Source organism: Amycolatopsis sp. NPDC005961, from assembly GCF_040629235.1.
Classification (GTDB): domain Bacteria; phylum Actinomycetota; class Actinomycetes; order Mycobacteriales; family Pseudonocardiaceae; genus Amycolatopsis; species Amycolatopsis camponoti.
This window is the reverse complement of record NZ_JBEXVF010000087.1, coordinates 1-16,468: the sequence shown is the minus strand read 5'-3', so window position 1 is coordinate 16,468 and position 16,468 is coordinate 1. Positions and strand designations below refer to the sequence as shown.

The 16,468-nt window shown below is 71.7% G+C and carries 12 protein-coding genes; 5 read left to right on the top strand and 7 right to left on the bottom strand.

Translation table 11 applies throughout. The annotated features are described in order from the left end of the window. Positions 1-37: 37 nt before the first annotated feature. Together ABZ342_RS43015 and ABZ342_RS43010 are read left to right on the top strand one after the other, a co-directional pair. The gene (locus ABZ342_RS43015; protein ID WP_155543612.1) at positions 38-499 is read left to right on the top strand and encodes an HNH endonuclease; all 462 of its coding nucleotides are present in this window, start codon (positions 38-40) and stop codon (positions 497-499) included. A gap of 138 nt (positions 500-637) precedes the next feature. Continuing rightward, positions 638-1,996 carry a protein kinase gene (locus ABZ342_RS43010; protein ID WP_360486110.1) on the top strand — a complete coding sequence of 453 codons (1,359 nt, stop codon included), beginning with the start codon at positions 638-640 and terminating at the stop codon, positions 1,994-1,996. Between the two features lie 6 nt (positions 1,997-2,002). Here the strand turns inward: ABZ342_RS43010 and ABZ342_RS43005 are convergent, their stop codons facing one another. From ABZ342_RS43005 to ABZ342_RS42975, 7 genes are read right to left on the bottom strand one after another with little or no spacing between them, the layout of a single operon-like run. Further along, positions 2,003-3,826, bottom strand: a complete 1,824-nt coding sequence (locus ABZ342_RS43005; protein WP_360486107.1) for a sialidase family protein — start codon at positions 3,824-3,826, stop codon at positions 2,003-2,005. Positions 3,827-3,828: 2 nt separating this feature from the next. Continuing rightward, on the bottom strand, positions 3,829-5,790 hold the full coding sequence (locus ABZ342_RS43000; protein ID WP_360486104.1) for a beta-galactosidase: 1,962 nt from the start codon (positions 5,788-5,790) through the stop codon (positions 3,829-3,831). Further along, positions 5,790-6,713: a dihydrodipicolinate synthase family protein gene (locus ABZ342_RS42995; RefSeq protein ID WP_360486101.1), complete on the bottom strand. Its 924-nt coding sequence runs from the start codon at positions 6,711-6,713 to the stop codon at positions 5,790-5,792. The genes ABZ342_RS43000 and ABZ342_RS42995 overlap by 1 nt, the downstream gene beginning before the upstream one ends. After that, positions 6,713-7,657, bottom strand: a complete 945-nt coding sequence (locus ABZ342_RS42990) for an ABC transporter ATP-binding protein (RefSeq protein WP_360486098.1) — start codon at positions 7,655-7,657, stop codon at positions 6,713-6,715. Before ABZ342_RS42990 ends, ABZ342_RS42995 begins: the two co-directional genes overlap by 1 nt. Beyond that, complete coding sequence (locus tag ABZ342_RS42985; RefSeq protein ID WP_360486095.1) at positions 7,654-9,558, bottom strand: dipeptide/oligopeptide/nickel ABC transporter permease/ATP-binding protein; 1,905 nt, start codon at positions 9,556-9,558, stop codon at positions 7,654-7,656. Before ABZ342_RS42985 ends, ABZ342_RS42990 begins: the two co-directional genes overlap by 4 nt. After that, positions 9,555-10,514, bottom strand: coding sequence for an ABC transporter permease (locus tag ABZ342_RS42980; protein ID WP_360486092.1), 960 nt, complete (start codon positions 10,512-10,514; stop codon positions 9,555-9,557). The genes ABZ342_RS42985 and ABZ342_RS42980 overlap by 4 nt, the downstream gene beginning before the upstream one ends. A gap of 13 nt (positions 10,515-10,527) precedes the next feature. Next, complete coding sequence (locus ABZ342_RS42975; RefSeq protein WP_360486089.1) at positions 10,528-12,126, bottom strand: ABC transporter substrate-binding protein; 1,599 nt, start codon at positions 12,124-12,126, stop codon at positions 10,528-10,530. Positions 12,127-12,268: 142 nt separating this feature from the next. Between ABZ342_RS42975 and ABZ342_RS42970 the strand changes: the two genes are divergently transcribed. The 3 genes from ABZ342_RS42970 to ABZ342_RS42960 all read left to right on the top strand — a co-directional run bounded on the left by ABZ342_RS42970 (position 12,269) and on the right by ABZ342_RS42960 (position 16,379). Beyond that, positions 12,269-12,994, top strand: a complete 726-nt coding sequence (locus ABZ342_RS42970) for a FadR/GntR family transcriptional regulator (protein WP_360486086.1) — start codon at positions 12,269-12,271, stop codon at positions 12,992-12,994. 112 nt (positions 12,995-13,106) lie between these two features. Next, entirely contained in the window at positions 13,107-15,224 is a 2,118-nt protein-coding gene (locus tag ABZ342_RS42965; RefSeq protein WP_360486083.1) for a hypothetical protein, read from the top strand. A 12-nt stretch (positions 15,225-15,236) separates the two neighbouring features. After that, positions 15,237-16,379 carry a S8 family serine peptidase gene (locus ABZ342_RS42960; RefSeq protein ID WP_360486080.1) on the top strand — a complete coding sequence of 381 codons (1,143 nt, stop codon included), beginning with the start codon at positions 15,237-15,239 and terminating at the stop codon, positions 16,377-16,379. Positions 16,380-16,468 lie beyond the last annotated feature (89 nt).

Below are 16,468 nucleotides of genomic sequence, written 5' to 3'. Positions count from 1 at the left end.
CTCGGCGACGATTTCGCCGAGAGGAAAGAGGTGTGTTGTGAAGGTACTCGTCCTGAACGCCGGTTATGAGCCGCTGCAGACGGTCTCGGTCCCGCACGCGATCCGCATGCTGGTGCGGCACGTCGCCGAGATCCACGAGGCCGAGGACGGTCTCGCCTACGGGCTGTTCCCGCGCCCGAAGATCGTGCGGTTGCTGAGGTACGTCGTCATGAAGTGGCGATATACGCAGCCGCCCCGCTGGTCCCGCCGCGGGGTGCTGACCCGCGACGGCCACCGGTGCGCGTACTGCGGCCGCCGCGCCACGACGATCGACCACGTGACGCCGCTCAGCCGCGGCGGCGCGCGGACGTCGTGGCTGAACACGGTCGCGGCGTGCGGCGGCGCGTCCCGTAGCTGCAACGCGCGCAAGGCGGACAAGCTGCCGTCGGAGGCGGGGATGACGCTGCGGTTCGAGCCGTACGTGCCGACGTGGGACCAGCTGCACGCACCCGGCGCCTGAGGACGCGGCCCGTTCACCCGGGTGGCGGTGGGCGGGCCGCGATGCCCGGCGTTCGTCGGCGCCCCGAAGCGCGGGTCGTTAAGCTCGAACCGATCGTCCCCCGCATCCGTGTGTTCCGGGGAAGGCCGGGAGGTCGTCGTGATCGACGCAGGACCGCTGATCGCCGGGCGCTACCGGCTGACCGAACGGGTCGGCCAGGGCGCCATGGGCGTCGTCTGGCGTGCCCGCGACGAGCGGCTCGACCGCGTCGTCGCCGTCAAGCAGCTGGGCTACGACCCGGCCATCGGGCAGGCCGCCGGCGAGGAGGCCGCCCTGCGTGCGCTGCGGGAGGCCCGGCTGACCGCGCGGCTGCGGCACCCGCACGCCATCACCGTGCACGACGTCGTCGAAGAAGGCGGCGAGCCCTACCTGGTCATGGAGTACCTGCCGTCGCGGAGCCTCGCCGACGTCCTGCTCGACCGGGAGCGCCTGCCCGCCGACGAGGTCGCGCGCATCGGCGTGCAGGTCGCGTCCGCGCTGGCCGCCGCGCACGCCGAAGGCATCGTGCACCGGGACGTCACGCCGGCCAACGTCCTGCTCGCCGACGGCGGCGTCGCCAAGATCGCCGACTTCGGCATCTCCCGCGCCACCGGCGAAGGCACCGTCACCGGGGGCGGGTTCATCGCGGGCACGCCCGCCTACCTCTCCCCCGAAGTCGCCGGCGGCGGCGAAGCGGGCTTCCCGTCCGACGTCTTCTCGCTCGGCGCGACGCTCTACCGCGCGCTGGAGGGCATGCCGCCCTTCGGCAACGAAGACAACCCGATCGTCCTCCTGCTGCGGGTCGCCCGGGAGGAGCCGATCCCGCCGCGCCACAGCGGGCCGCTCGCCGAGGCGCTGAGCCGGCTCCTGCAGCGCGACCCGGCACAGCGCCCGGCGATGGCGGAGGTCCAGGAGCTGTTCGAAGCGGTCACCGGCGGGCGTCCGCTGCCGCCGCCGCGGCCCCGCCCCCGCACCGGGACCCGCATGCTGCGCCTCCCCCGCCCACGCCGCCGGGCGGTGCTGGCGTCCGCGGGCGGAGCCGTCCTGCTGGCCCTGGGCGTGGTGATCGGGACGGCGCTCGTGCCCGACGGCAGCACCCCGGTCGCCGCGCCGCTCTCGTCCGCGCCCCCGGTCACCACTCCGCCGACGACCACCGCACCCCCCGCCGACCTGGGCTGCGCGGCCAGCTACGCGGTGACGACGTCCTGGCCGGGCGGCTACCAGGTCCAGGTGACGGTCCGCAACGACCACGGCACCGGCCTGCGCGGCTGGAGCGTCCGCTGGTCCCTCCCCGACGGGCACCACATCACGGGCCTGTGGAACGGCACCTTCACCGTCGACGGCAAGACGGTGACGGTCGACAACGCGGACTGGAACGCGAAGCTCGACGCGGGCGGCTCGACGACGTTCGGCTTCAACGCGGTGACCGGCAACGGCGACGCCACCGGACGACCACAGCTCACCTGCCGGACGGTGTGACCGCGCTCAGTGCACGCGGTCGAAGGGCAGCCGCAGGACCTGGCCCGCGGGAACCGGTGCGTTCCGCAGCCGGATCGCGTCCAGCTCCGGTGACGTCAGCGCCCGGCGGTAGAAGCGGACTTCGTCGAACGCACCGTTCCAGCGGAACTGGTTGTCCAGCCGCTGACCCAGCTGCAGCTGGAACGACACCGTCCGGCTCACCGAACCGGAAGCGGCGGGACCGGAAGCGACCTGGACGCCGTCCACCCACAGCAGCAGGTGCCCGCCCGTGCGCTCCAGAGCCACGTGGTGCCAGGCCTGGTCGTCGTACGCCTGTGCCGACGAGATCGACGCGCTCCCGGCCGCCGTCGTCATCATCGCGATCAGGCGGTGGTTGGCCGGCTCGCCGCGCAGCCACAGCTGCGGCGCGGTCGTGCCCATCCCGCCCAGCCAGAACAGCACCTGGTTGCCCTTCGTGGCGCCGTACCGGAACCAGCCCGTCCACGTGAGGTCACCCTCGCCGGGTGGCTGCGCCGGGTCGTACGGGACGCGGACGTAGTCGTCGACACCGTCCAACGTCAGCGCTCCGCCGAAGCGTCCCGCAGCGACCGAAGCGCCGCTGAGAACCCGGGCGTCGGCGTGCCGCGAAACGTCCGGTGTGGACGGTCCGGCCGAGTTCTTCCAGCCCAGGTAGGACTCGTCGAACCGCGCGAAGCGGATCTCGTCGCGCGCGTCGACCGCGCCGCCCTCGTACAGGAGCCCGATCTCCGGGCCGCCGATCTGCACCAGATCCGAGTAGCCGGACCAGTCCGTCGTGATCCGCGTGCCCTGCTCGGCGTTCTCCCACGTCCGGCCGCCGTCGTACGACGAGCGGATCATCATCCACCGCCGCCGGTCGGTGTCCGAGGGCGACGAGAACAGGAGGCGGTTGCCGACGCGCAGCACCGCGCCCTGCACCATCGGCGTCACGAGGTCGGGGATGGTGGTGAAGGACCTCGTGAACGTCTCGCCGCCGTCGCGGCTGACGGCGTAGTCGCGGTTGCCGATGTCCGTGCCACCCTGCTCACGGCCGCCGGCGTAGATCGACCCGTCGGGCAGCTCGACCACGGTCACCTCGGACGGCTTCTGCGTGTACGTCCCGCCGACCGGGTGCGGGTACGAGTTCACGGCGCCGACGTGCCAGGTGCGGCCGCCGTCGTCGCTGTAGACGAGCCCGGCGTGGTTTTCGACGGAGTTCGTGCCGTCGCTGGTTTCCGCGTTGACGCCGAACACGAGCCGTCCCGCGTGGCGGCCGTGCGTCAGCTGGATCCCGTGCACTGGCCCGGACGCGTACCACGAGTCCCAGTTCGGGAGCTTCGCCTGCGCGCTGATGTCGACCGGAGTGGACCAGGTCAGGCCGTCGTCGTCGCTGTACTGCGAGTGCGGGGTGCGCGGGCAGGGGACGTCGCAGCCCTTGTCGTCGGTGCGGCCCTGGTTGTACGTCGTGATCAGCACGATCCGGCCGGTGCGGCTGTCCACGATCGGCACCGGGTTGCCGTGGGTGTCCCCGTCGCCGCGGTTGACGACCTGCAGCGGCGACCACGTCCGGCCGCCGTCGGTGGAGCGCTTGAGCACGAGGTCGATGTCGCCGGTGTCGCCGCAGTTGTCGATGCGGCCTTCGGCGAACGCCAGCAGCGTGCCGTGGGTGGATTTCACGATCGCCGGGATCCGGAAGCAGCTGTACCCGGGATCCTGCGACGCCTTGAACAGCACCTGCTGGTCGAACTGCGGCGCGGCCTGCGCCGGGTTGACGGCGAGCAGCGTGCTCGCCACCAGGGCCACCAAGGCGGCCCCTCTCCCCAGTGTTCTCATTCTCATCCTTTCAGGACGGCGACACCTCGCGGGGCGAGCCGGATCTCGCGCACCGGCCGCGACGGGTCGGTCAGCAGGTCCGGCGCGGCGTGCGGCAGGTCGACGGTGACCGGCGCGGTGCCGTGGTTGAGCAGGATCAGGTAAGCGCTTTCCGCACCGTGCCGGACGACCGCCTGGACCCCGGGCGGGGTGTCGAGCACCGGCGTCACCCCGGCTTCGGCGGTGATGCGGCCGAACAGCGGCGCCAGGTCGGGCCGGGTGCCGAGGTACCAGGCGACGCCGTCGCCGAACACGTGGCGGGTGATCGCGGGCCGCCCGGCCAGGTCACCGGAGGCGAAGGACGCGACGACTTCGGCGCCTTCGGGTTCGATCCATTCGGACCAGATGACCCCGGAATCCGTTGTCCCGTCCGCGAAATCGAGATCGACCGGCCCATCCAGGGGCCAGAACTCGTCGACCCGCAGGCCGAGGATGTCCCGCAGCGGTGCGGGATGGCCGCCCAGGTACGCGCGGTCACAGCCGTCGACGATGCCGGAGAAGTACGACACCACGAGGTGCCCGCCGCCCGCGACGTACGCGCGCAGGTTGTCGGCGGCCGCCTGCTCCAGCAGGTACAGGTTCGGGACGACGACCAGCTTGTACGACGTGAGGTCCCGCGACGGGTGGACGACGTCGCAGGTGACGTTGGCGTCGAACAACGGCGCGTAGTGCGCGAGGTGCGTCTCCAGGTACTCCAGCCGAGCCGGGTGCGAGTCGAGTTCGAGGCCCCACCAGCTCGGCCAGTCGTGCAGCAGGGCGACGTCGGCGCGCACGCGCGTCTCGGCCAGCTCCGGCACCCGGGCCAGCTCCTGCCCCAAGGCGGCGGTCTCGCGGAACGTCCGCGTGTCGCGGCCGCCGTGCGGCACCATCGCGGAGTGGAACTTCTCGGCGCCGCCGCTGGTCTGGCGCCACTGGAAGAACAGGACGGCGTCGGCGCCCTGGGCGATGGCCTGCCAGCTGCCGAGCCGCATCGCGCCGGGCGGCTTGGGACTGTTGCGCGGCCGCCAGTTCACCGCGCTGGGCGCCTGTTCGAGCAGCAGCCACGGCTGGTCCTTGGTGGACCGCACCAGGTCGTACGCGAACCCGGCTTCGACATGGGCGCGTGGGTCGTGGGGATCGGGGTAGGAGTCCAGGCTGACGACGTCCTCGTGCGGCGTCCACAGGTGCCAGTCGAGCGCTTTCTGGACCAGGCCGACGAAGTTGGTCGTGATCGGGACGTCCGGCGTGACGCGGCGCAGCACCCGCTGTTCGGTGAGGAAGCAGCCGAGCGCGGCGTCGGAGGAGAACCGGTGGAAGTCCAGCTGCTGCGCGGGGTTGGGGAACGTCGGCGCCACCCGGGGTGGCAGGATCTCGGCCCAGTCGTCGTACCGCTGGGCCCAGAAGGTGGTCGTCCACGCCGCGTTGAGCGCCTCGATCGTGCCGTACCGGTCCTGCAGCCAGACGCGGAAGTCCGACGCGGACTCGTCGCAGTAGCAGGCCCGGACGTGGCAGCCGAACTCGTTGCCGACGTGCCACATCGCCAGCGCGGGATGGCCCGCGTACCGCGTCGCCAGCTCGCTGACCAGCCGGGCGGCGTGCGCGAGGTAGACCGGGCTCGACGGGCAGAACTGCTGCCGGGCCCCGGGCGAGAGCCGGACGCCGTCGGCGCGCACCGGCAGGATCTCCGGGTGCGCGTGGGTCAGCCACGGCGGCGGGGACGCGGTCATCGTCGCCAGGCAGACGCCGATACCCGCGCCCGCGAGGTCGTTCATGACCCCGTCGAACCAGCCGAAGTCGTACTCCCCCGGCCGCGGTTCGACGCCGGCCCACGAGTAGATCCCCGCCGTCACCATCGTGACGCCCGCTTCGGCCATCAGCTTCAGGTCGTCCCGGCGCACCTCTTCGGGCCAGTGCTCCGGGTTGTAGTCGGCCCCGTAGCGGATCATCAGAGCAGCCCCGCTTCGGCGAGCTTCTCCTTGATCCGCAGCAGTTCCTCGTCGTCCAGGGGCAGCTGCGGCGGCGCCATGACCGCGTTGTCGATGAACCCGCGCATCTTCATCGCGGCCTTGAAGGCACCGAGGCCGGCCGAGCCGCGGCCCATCCGGCTCGGCGGGGCGACGGACGTGATCGAGAACAGCTTCATCAGCCGTTCCTGCTCGCGCCTCGCCGCGGCGAGGTTGCCGGACTTGAAGTGGTCGTGGATGAGCACGTACCCGACCGGGTCGACGTTGCCGAGACCCGGGACGGCGCCGTCCGCGCCCATCGCCAGGGCCGCGTCCACGACCAGCTCGGACCCGGTGAAGACGGCGAAGGTGTCCAGGCCGCGGTCGCGCTTGCCGAGCAGCACGGCCCGGAACGCGGCTTCGTCTCCGCTCGAGTCCTTCAGGCCGGCGAGAACGCCGTCGGCGGCGAGATCGAGGACCATCCCGCCGTCGAGCTTGGTGTGCACCGCGACCGGGATGTCGTAGGCGACGATCGGGAGCGCCGTCCGCTCGTGCAGCAGGCGGAAGTGCCGGTCGATCTCCGCGACGTGGGTCCGCGTGTAGTAGGGCGCGGTGACGACGACGGCGTCGGCCCCGGCGGCTTCGGCGGCCTTGATGTGCTCGGCGACGCGCAATGTCGTCATGTCGATACAGCCGACGAGCACCGGGACGCGCCCGGCGACCTGGTCGACCGTCGTTTCGACGACGACGCGGCGCTGGGCGTCGGGCAGGAAGGCGACCTCGCTGGAGGAGCCGAGGACGAACACGCCGTGGACGCCGGCGTCGAGCTGGAACTCGACGTGGCGCCGCAGCGAGTCGGTGTCCACGCTGAAGTCGTCGGTGAACGGCGTGCACAGCGGCGGGACGATTCCGGCGAACTTCGGCATCAGGTGCTCACTCCGGTGGGGATCTCGGGATGGATGCAGCGGTACGTGTGCCCGCCGTCGGCCACGGCGAGCGGCGGCAGCTCGGCCGCGCACTCGTCGGTGGCCTTCGGGCAGCGGGTGCGGAACGGGCAGCCGCTCGGCGGGCGCGTCGCCGAGGGCACCGGGCCGGTCAGCACGATCGGCTCGACCGGGTTCAGCAGGCTGGGCGTCGCCGAGAAGAGGGCCCGCGTGTACGGGTGACGGGCCTCGGCCCCCACCGGCGCCTCCTCGACGATCCGGCCCAGGTACATCGTGACGATCCGGTCGCTCATCTTCGACACCGTCTGGATGTCGTGGGAGACGAACACCATCGCCAGGTCCAGCTGTTCGCGCAGGTCGAGCAGCAGGTTGAGGATCTGGGCGCGGACCGAGACGTCGAGGGCGGACGTCGGCTCGTCGGCGACCAGCAGCGCGGGCCGCAGGGCCAGGGCCCGCGCGATGGCGACGCGCTGGCGCTGGCCGCCGGAGAGCTGGCCCGGGACCGCGTCGGCGGCGCTGGCGGGCAGGCCGACCAGCGACATCAGCTCGCGGACGCGGTCGTCGCGCTCGGCCGGCGTCCCGGCTTTGTGCACGTCCAGGGGGTCGCGGATGATCCTGGCGACGGCGAGCCGCCGGTTGAGCGCGGTCGACGGGTCCTGGAAGACCATGCCGACCTCGCGCCCGGACCCCGCGTCCAGGGGCTTCCCCCGGAACCGGACCGTGCCGGCGGTCGGGGGCTGCAGGCCGACGATCACCTTCGCCAGGGTCGACTTGCCGCAGCCCGACTCGCCGACGATGCCGATCGTCTCCCCCGGTGCGACGACCAGGTGGGCGTCGGTGAGGGCGTAGACGCTGTCGTGGCCGAAGAGGCCTCGGCCGCGGATCTTGTGGACGACGTGGACGCCGTCGAGCTCCAGGAGGCTCACGCCGTCGCCTCCTTCTCGCGAGCGATGTCGACGGCCGGGAAGTGGCAGGCGACGAGGTGGTCGACGGGCTCGCCGAAGCGGACCGGCGTCTCGTCGTGGCACTTGGCGCGGGCGGCCGGGCAGCGGTCGGCGAAGCGGCAGCCGGCCGGGAACTCGGCCGGGGCCGGGACGACCCCCTTGATCTGGGTGAGCCGCGCCTCGTTCTCCTCCAGCGACAGCACCGCGCTGAGCAGCCCGCGCGTGTAGTGGTGCCGGGGCGAACCCACGACCTCGGCGGTCGCGCCCAGCTCGGCGACCTGGCCGCCGTACATGACGACGACGCGGTCGGCGATCTCGGACACCAGCGCCAGGTCGTGCGAGACGAGGACGAGCGCGAACCCGAGCTCTTCCTGCAGCCGCAGCAGCAGCGCCATGATCTGCGCCTGCACGGTGACGTCGAGCGCGGTGGTCGGCTCGTCGGCGACGATCAGCTTCGGGTCCCGCGAGAGCGCCATCGCGATCAGCACGCGCTGGCGCTGGCCACCGGACAGCTCGTGCGGGTACGCGCGCAGCGTCCGTTCCGGGTCGAGGTTGACCAGTTCGAGCAGCTCGGCCGGGGTGCGGGTGCCGCCGCGGCGGGTGAACTGCTTGAGCTGGGCCCGGATCGTCATCGCCGGGTTGAGCGAGCTCAACGCGTCCTGGTAGATCATCGCGATGTCGTGGCCGAGGTGCCTCCGTCGTTCACCGGGGCGCAAAGCGAGCAGATCGCGCTGGGCGAACCGGATCTGGCCGGATACCCGGGCGGTCGCGGGCTGCAGGCCGAGGATCGACAGCGCGGTGAGCGTCTTGCCGCAGCCGGACTCGCCGATCAAGCCGAGGACTTCGCCCGCGCGGACGCTGAAGGACACGCCGTCGACGACGGCCACCCCTTCGTGACGGCCGGGGAACGCGATCGCCAGCCGGTCGACCTCCAGGACCGTCTCGCGGTGGTCCAGGGACCGGGCGGTGCGGGCCAGCCGCTCCCCCGCTTCCCGCAGGCCGGCGATCGGCAGGACGGGCGCGGTGTCGGCGTCTTCGCGCTTCTCGACGGCCTTCGCGACTTCGGCCGCCTTGACCGCGCGGGCCGACGGCGCGGCCCAGGCGTCCGAGATCCGCTCGGACAGGATGTTCAGCGCGAGCACCGTGACCAGGATCAGCAAGCCGGGGAACAGCGTCGCCCACCAGCCGCCGGTCAGCACCAGGTCCTTGCCGTCGGCCAGCACCGAACCCCACGACGGGTCCGGCGGCTGGATGCCTGCCCCGATGAACGACAGGGACGCCTCGAACACGATCGCGTCGGCCACCGTGACCGTGCAGTAGACCAGCACCGGCGCGGCGCAGTTGATCGCGACGTGCCGCGTCAGCACGAAGAACCGCCTCGCGCCGATCACGCGTTCGGCCGCGACGTAGTCCTCGCCGTACTGGGCCAGGACGTTCGCCCGGATCACCCGCGCCACCGCGGGCATGTTCAAGAACCCGATGGCGAGGATCAGCACCAGGATCCCGTGGCCGAACACCGCCACCAGCACCGCGGCCAGCGCGATACCGGGGAACGCCATGATGACGTCGAGGACCCGCATGACGACGGCGTCCACGCGGCGGTTCGAGGTCGCGGCGAACGCCCCGATCACCGCCCCCGACACGAGCGCGAGCGCCACCGCCCCCAGGCCGATGGCGAGCGACCAGCGCGTGCCGGCGACGAGCCGGGAGAAGATGTCGCGGCCGGAGGTGTCGGTGCCGAACCAGTGGGACCCGCTCGGGCCGCCGGTGTCGGTGCTGAGCGCGTCCGGGTTGTGCGTCGCGACGAGCGTGCCGAGCACGGCGACCAGGAGCAGCACGCCGAGGATCGCGAGCGCGGGCCAGGCCGCGCGCAGGCGCTTCACGCGTGGCTCCACAGGCGCGGGTTCGCGATCAGGTACAGGACGTCGACGATCAGGTTGACCAGCACGAACCCGATCGCGATCGTGATGACGAAGCCCTGCACCTTGGCGGTGTCGCCGTCGGTGACGGCCTGGATCATGTTCTGCCCCATCCCCGGCAGCGCGAACATCGTCTCGATGACGACGGCGCCGCCCAGCAGGTAGCCGACCCGCAGGCCGAGCACGGTCAGCGGCGTGACCAGCGCGTTGCGCAGCACGTTGCGCCCGACCACGACCACCGGCGGCAGGCCGCCGCCGCGCGCGGTGCGGACGTAGTCCTTGTCGAGCTCTTCGACCATCGACGTCCGGATCACCCGGGTCAGCTGCGCGGCCACCGGCAGCGCCAGGGAGACCGCGGGCAGCGTCAGCGAGTTGAGCCAGCCGCCGAAGGAGTCGGCCGGGCTGACGTAGCCGCTGGTCGGGAACAGGCCCTCGCCGACCGCCAGCCACTGGACCAGCAGCAGCGCCACCCAGAACGCCGGCGCGGCGACCCCGGCCAGGGTGACCACGCGGATCACCTTGTCCGGCCAGCGGTCGCGGAACAGCGCCGACGTCACGCCGAGCACCAGCGCCGTCACCAGCGCGATGACCAGGCCGAGCAGGGTCAGCTGGACGGTCAGCGGCAGCGCCGTCGAGATCGTGTCGCCGACCGGCTGCTTGGTGATCACGCTGGTCCCGAAGTCGCCCTGGGCCAGGTGCCAGACGAAGTGGACGTACTGCAGCGGCAGCGGGTCCAGCAGCCCGTTCTCGAGCCGGAACTGCTGCAGCTGCTCAGCGGTGGCGTTCGCGCCGTCGAACGCGGCCAGCGCCGGGTCGACCGGTGCGAACCGCATCACGATGAACACGAACAGGATCACGCCGAGCAGCAGCGGGATAAGGGCGAGGATGCGGCTGAGCAGCATCCGCACGACGACGGCCACGGGTGTTCTCCTCCTAGACCGGCTTGGCCTGGTTCAGGTAGATGCCCGGGTAGCCCTGGGCGCGCACGCCGCTGAGCGCCTTCGGGTCCCACGCCGTGCCGAGCTGGGTGAACACCACCGGGTAGATGACGGCCTGCTCGGAGATCAGGTCCAGCAGCTGCTTGTTCAGCGCCGTCCGCTTGGCCTCGTCCGTCTCCGCCGCGGCCTGGTCCTGCAGCGCGAGCAGCGACTGGGCGTCGGCGCCGGTGAAGCGGGCGTACTTGCTCGTGAGGATGGACTTGGCGTCGTAGTAGTACCGGATCATCAGGTCGGGGTCGTTGCCGAACTGCAGCGGGTTGTTCGTCGTCGCGACGACCTGGAAGTCGGTGCCCGCGTCCAGCTTCGAGAACAGCGCCTTGGTGTCCTGGCTGTCCAAAGTGGTCTGGACGCCGATCGCGTCCCAGCCCTCCTTGATCACCTTGACGCAGTCGGCGACGAGCGAGGTGTTCGTCGTGGACAGCGTGACCTTGAGGTTGCTCACTCCGGCCTGCTGCAGCAGCTGCTTCGCCTTGTCGGGGTTGTAGGCGAAGTCCTGCGACGCCGGCTGTGAGGACGGGAGCTTCGGGTTGATGAACGACGTCCCGGGCGAGCCGGCGCCCTTCAGCCCGATGTCGATCATCTTCTTCTTGTCGATGGCGTAGTGCAGCGCCTGGCGCACGAGGTTCTTGTCGAACGGCGCGTGCGCGGTGTTGAAGAGCAGGAAGAGGTTGTTGCCGCCGTCGGCGAACTCGACCGTGCGACCGGCCTTGCGCAGCTGGTCGGCGTTGGCGGCCGGGATGTTCTCGGCGATCTGCGCGTCCGGCTTGGCACCGGAGATCGCGGCGACGCGCGGGGCGGAGTCCACGATGGACTTCCAGAGCATCTTGTCGTAGGCCGCCGGGCGCGGGCCGTTGTAGTCGGCGAACTTCTCGAAGCTGGTGTGGGACAGCGGGGCCTGCTCGACGACCTTGTACGGGCCGGAGCCGACGACCTTGCCGCCCTTGGCGTCGTCCCACTTGCCGTCGTAGACGTGCTTCGGGACGATCTTGCAGCACTGGATCCGCTGCAGCGCGTACGGGAACGGGAACTTGAGGACGAACTCGACCGCGCGGTCGCCGGTCTTGCGGACCTCCTGCAGCCAGTGCGAGAAGAAGCTGTGGATCAGCACGTTCTCCTTCTCGTCGAGGGCGCGGGCGTAGGTGAAGACGACATCGTCGGCGGTCACGGGCTGGCCGTCGTGCCACTTCGCACCGTCGCGCAGCTCGAACTTCAGGCTGGTGCCGCTCGCGTCGGCGGGCAGCGCCTTCGCCAGGCCGGGGAAGGGAGCGCGGGTGATCGGGTCACCCTCCACGAGGGACTCGTAGCAGTGCAGGATCGCGGCCATCGAGAACGCGGACGCGGTCTGCAGCGGGTCCCACGTCTGGTTGTTGCCGTAGCCGATGACGGCGGTGAGCGAGCCCGCCGAGCTGCCGGTCTTGTTGGTGGAAGCCGGCCCGCCGCACGCGGCGAGCACGGTCGGGAACGCCATGGCCGCCCCGGCGAAGGTGGTGTAGCGCAGCAACTGGCGGCGGCTGAGCGACGGGCTCTGGGACATCGGTGTCTCCGGCTGGCCTCGAACGGTAGGACATGGGACGTCCTATGACCGGCGTGAGCCTAGGATGGGTTCGCGTGCTGGTCAACCCTTCTGGACGTATGACGTAGGATGTCCTCTCACGACGCATCCGGGGAGGACAGCAGTGGCCCGTCCGCAGCGCAGCGAAGAGATCACCAAGCGCATCATCGACCTGATCGTCGAGCGGGAGCTCCCGCCGGGCGCACCCATGCCCACCGAGCTGAGCCTGATGGAGGACATCGGCGTCAGCCGCAACTCCATCCGCGAGGCGATCAAGGCCCTGCAGGCCCTCGGCATCGTCGAGATCCGCCACGGCTACGGCACGTTCGTCGGGTCCGCCGGGTCGGAGTCGCTGCAGACGTGGCTGCTGTTCCGCACCCGCGCCCGCGGGGCCACCGACGTCGGACGGCTGCGCGACCTCCTGGAGGTGCGGGAGATGCTCGAGACCGAGCTGACCCGCCGCGTCGCCACCGACCACCGGCCCGGCCTGGTCGAGGAGCTCCAGGCCTGCGTCGCGCGGATGAAGCGCAAGGGCCCGGACGCCGCGGAGGCCGACCGCGAGTTCCACGACCTCATCTGCGCCGAGGCCGGGTTCGACCTCGCGCGCGAGCTCACCGGGCTGTTCTGGGACGTCTACCGGATCGCCGAAAGCGAGCTGGGCGGGCCGGCGTCGTCGCCGACGGCGACCGCGAAGCGGCACCAGGCCATCGTCGACGCGCTCCTGCTGCGCGACGCGGACGCCGCGGCCGAAGCCGTGCACCGGCACTTCGACGAGGTCCGCAAGCGCGCGAAAGCCGGTCCGTACGGCGGTTTCGGCGTCGCGCGGCCGGTTCCCGCGACCCATTCCTGACTCTCGGTCGTTGACCCGATCGAGGTAACTTCCGAAAGATCGAGAACCGGCCTCAACGGCTTCGGCGTCTGGCTCGTCGGTAGTGGTGATCAACCACCACACGGAGGTGCCAGTGCGAAGAACTTTGTCCGTCCTGGGGGTCGTGCTCGCCGGGCTCGGGGGAATCGCTCCCCCGCAGGCCGGCGCCGCGGTGCCCACGACGTCCGCCACCTTGATCACCGGCGAACGCGTCAGCGTCCGGACCACCGCCGACGGCCGGTCCCTGTTCGACGTTCGGCCGGCCGCCGGGAAGGGCATGGCGCGGGCGCTGGTGCACCTGCGGCTCGGCGACCGCGACTACGAGCTGCCCGGCACCGCGCTCCCCTACCTCGGGCGCGGGCTGGACCTGAGCCTGTTCGACGTCGGCGCGCTGCTGGCCGGCGCACCGCTGCCCGCCGACCCGGCGACGTTCGGGCCCGCGCTGGCGAAGCAGTTCAAAGAGGACAACGCGCGCGGGCACTTCGGCGGACAGGGACTGTTCGCCGGCGGCGCCCGGTTCGCGCTGCCCGGGGCGCGCCCGGCCGTCCAGCCGCGTTCGGTGATGCGCACGGTGTCGCTCGACGCCACCGACATCGCGGGCAAACCGGCCGACACCGGCGTCGCGTTCCTCTACAACACCGATGACGGGAACCTGCTCGACCCGGTCGAAAGCGTCAACTACTTCTCCGGCGGTACGGCGAAGTTCAGCGCCCCGGACGGGAACTACAGCGCGCTCGGCCTGTTCTGGACGGCCGACGCCGACGGCAACCCGACTGAGGTGCGGTTCAGCGCGCAACCGGAGTTCGCGGTCAAGGCGGACAAGACCGTCCGCGTCGACGCTTCCCGCGCTTCGAGCAAGCTGACGTGGGTGACGCCGCGGCCGGCGCTGCTCGACGACACCGGGTTCCTGTTCCGCCGGGCGGCCACGACGGGACCGGCGCTGCTCGTCGACTTCGACGCCGGGCCCGGCGTGCCGATCGCGGTGTCGCCGACGGCCGTTCCGGTGCGCACGGGCGCGCTGCAGACGTACCCGTACAGCAGGCTGGTGTCCCCGCCGGGGCCGGGCACGCCGTACGAATACGTGCTGCAGAAAGCCTCGCTGGGAACGATCCCGCAGCAGCGGTACGTGATCACGGCTCGCGACGTGGCCGCGGTCGACTCGACCTACTTCAGCGAGTACTCGTCGCTGGGGTTGCGGCAGCGCAGCGGGATGTTCTCCTTCGAGGACGTCAGCGGCCGTGTCTCGCACTCGATCCAGCTGCCGCGCAAGCAGGTCGAGTACGTCTCGGCGGCACCGGACCTGCGCTGGTTCGGCGGGTTCTCGAAGTACGTCCTGCCCGGGCCGTTCCCCGGCTGGGCCGGCGGCCAGTACGAGCCGTTCCACGCCTACCGGGGCGGCTCGGCGGTCACCGAGGAGTGGAACAAGTTCCCGCTGCACCCGGCGGGCGAGGTCGCGCTGCTGCCGCCGGACGACGGCAGCGCGCCGGTAGCGCCGGCCGCGACGAGGGCCGGGGACCTGCTGCGGCTGTCGATCACGCCGTTCAGCGACAACCAGCCGGGGCACACCGGCTTCGGCTTCTACGGCGAGTCTCGCGACACCGTCACCGGGCACTACACGCTGACCCAGGACGGCGCCACGCTCGCCGAGGGCGACCCGGCCGGGACCACCGACCTCACGCTGGAGCAGCCGGTGGCGTCCGGACCGTCGACACTGGGGCTGACGATCGATGCCGGGCGCACCGGGCCGATGTACCGCCAGAGCACGGCGACCCACACCGAGTGGACGTGGAAGTCGCAGCACGTCGAGGGCGCGCAGCTCCCGCCGTCGCTCGTCTGCCTGCGTCAACGGGGCGGAGTCGACCGGTCGTGCGCGGTCGAGCCGATGCTGACCCTCGGGTACGCCGTCGGCGGGCTGCGTCCGGACGGCTCCACGGTGTCCGGGCCACAGAGCCTCGACCTCACGGTCGGGCACCTGCAGCAGAGCGTCGCCTCGCCGATCACCGGCGCGACGGTCCAGTACTCGACCGACGGCACGACCTGGCTCGACGCGCCGGTGACCGCCCGCGGCGCCGGGGTCTTCCACGCGGACTTCACCGCGCTCACGGAGGCCTTCCGCGGCGCGGACGTCTCGCTGCGCGTGACGGCGTCCGACGCGGCCGGGGCCACCGTGGCCGAGTCGATCACCGCCGCCTACCACGTCTACCCGGTCTGAGGAGAGTCCACTGTGAACAGAAGATGGATCGGCCTGCTGGCCGCGGTGGTGGCGGTGGCCGGGTTCGCCCCGGCCGCGACGGCCGCCACGGCACCTCGCGCGGCGTGCCCCGACCCGGGACCGGGCCTGCTGCGCTGCCTCACCACGTACCCCTCCGCGCACGCGTTGGCCGACGGTCCGATCGGCTGGGGTGCGGACGACCTGGCGTCGGCCTACCGGCTGCCGGCTGCGCCGGGCCCGGACACGGTCGTCGGCATCTCGATCGCCTACGACGCCCCGAACCTGGAGGCGGACCTGGCGGCGTACCGGGCGCAGTACGGCCTGCCGCCGTGCACGACGGCGAACGGTTGCTTCCGCAAGGTCAACCAGCAGGGTCTCGCCGCACCGCTGCCCGAAGCGGACTTCGGCTGGGCACTGGAGTCCACTTTGGACGTCTCGATGGTGTCGGCGGCATGCCCGTCGTGCCGGCTGGTGGTCGTCGAAGGCACCACACCGGGCTTCGCCGACCTGGCGGAGACGGAGGACACCGCGGTCCGGCTGGGCGCTTCGGTGGTCTCGAACAGTTACGGCGCACGGGAAAGCGGCGCACCGCTGGCGTTCGCGAGCCACTACCGGCACCCGGGCGTGACGGTCGTGGCGTCCTCGGGAGACGCGGGCTTCACGGCGGCGAGCTACCCCGCGGTCCTGGCGACCACGGTCTCGGTCGGCGGGACGACGTTGACCCGCGACCCGTCCTCGGCCCGCGGCTGGGCGGAGTCGGCGTGGCAGTACGGCGGCAGCGGCTGCTCGGCGTACATCGCGAAGCCGTCGTGGCAGAAGGACACCCACTGCGGCAAGCGCACGGTGGCGGACATAGCGTCGGCGGCGGAGGACATCGCGATCCACTACACGGACGCGGGCGGCTGGCTCCCGGTGAACGGCACCAGCGCATCGGCGCCGTACATCGCGGGGTTGATCGGCCGCTCAGGCCAGGCGGGCGCGACCCAGCCGTCGAGCCTGTACGCGAAGGCGGCATCGTTCGTGGACATCACGACGGGCAACAACGACCCCTCGGGCGCGGGCAGGAAGTGCGGCAATGACTACCTGTGCGTCGCGGGCCCGGGCTACGACGCCCCGACGGGCCTGGGGGTACCCAACGGCCTGACCGGCTTCTGACGCTCGCACCAATGGGGTGATCGGCCGTTCCTGACGGCGACGAACGGCTGGGGCCCGGTCGAGCGCGACACGAGCAACGGCGAAGCGAG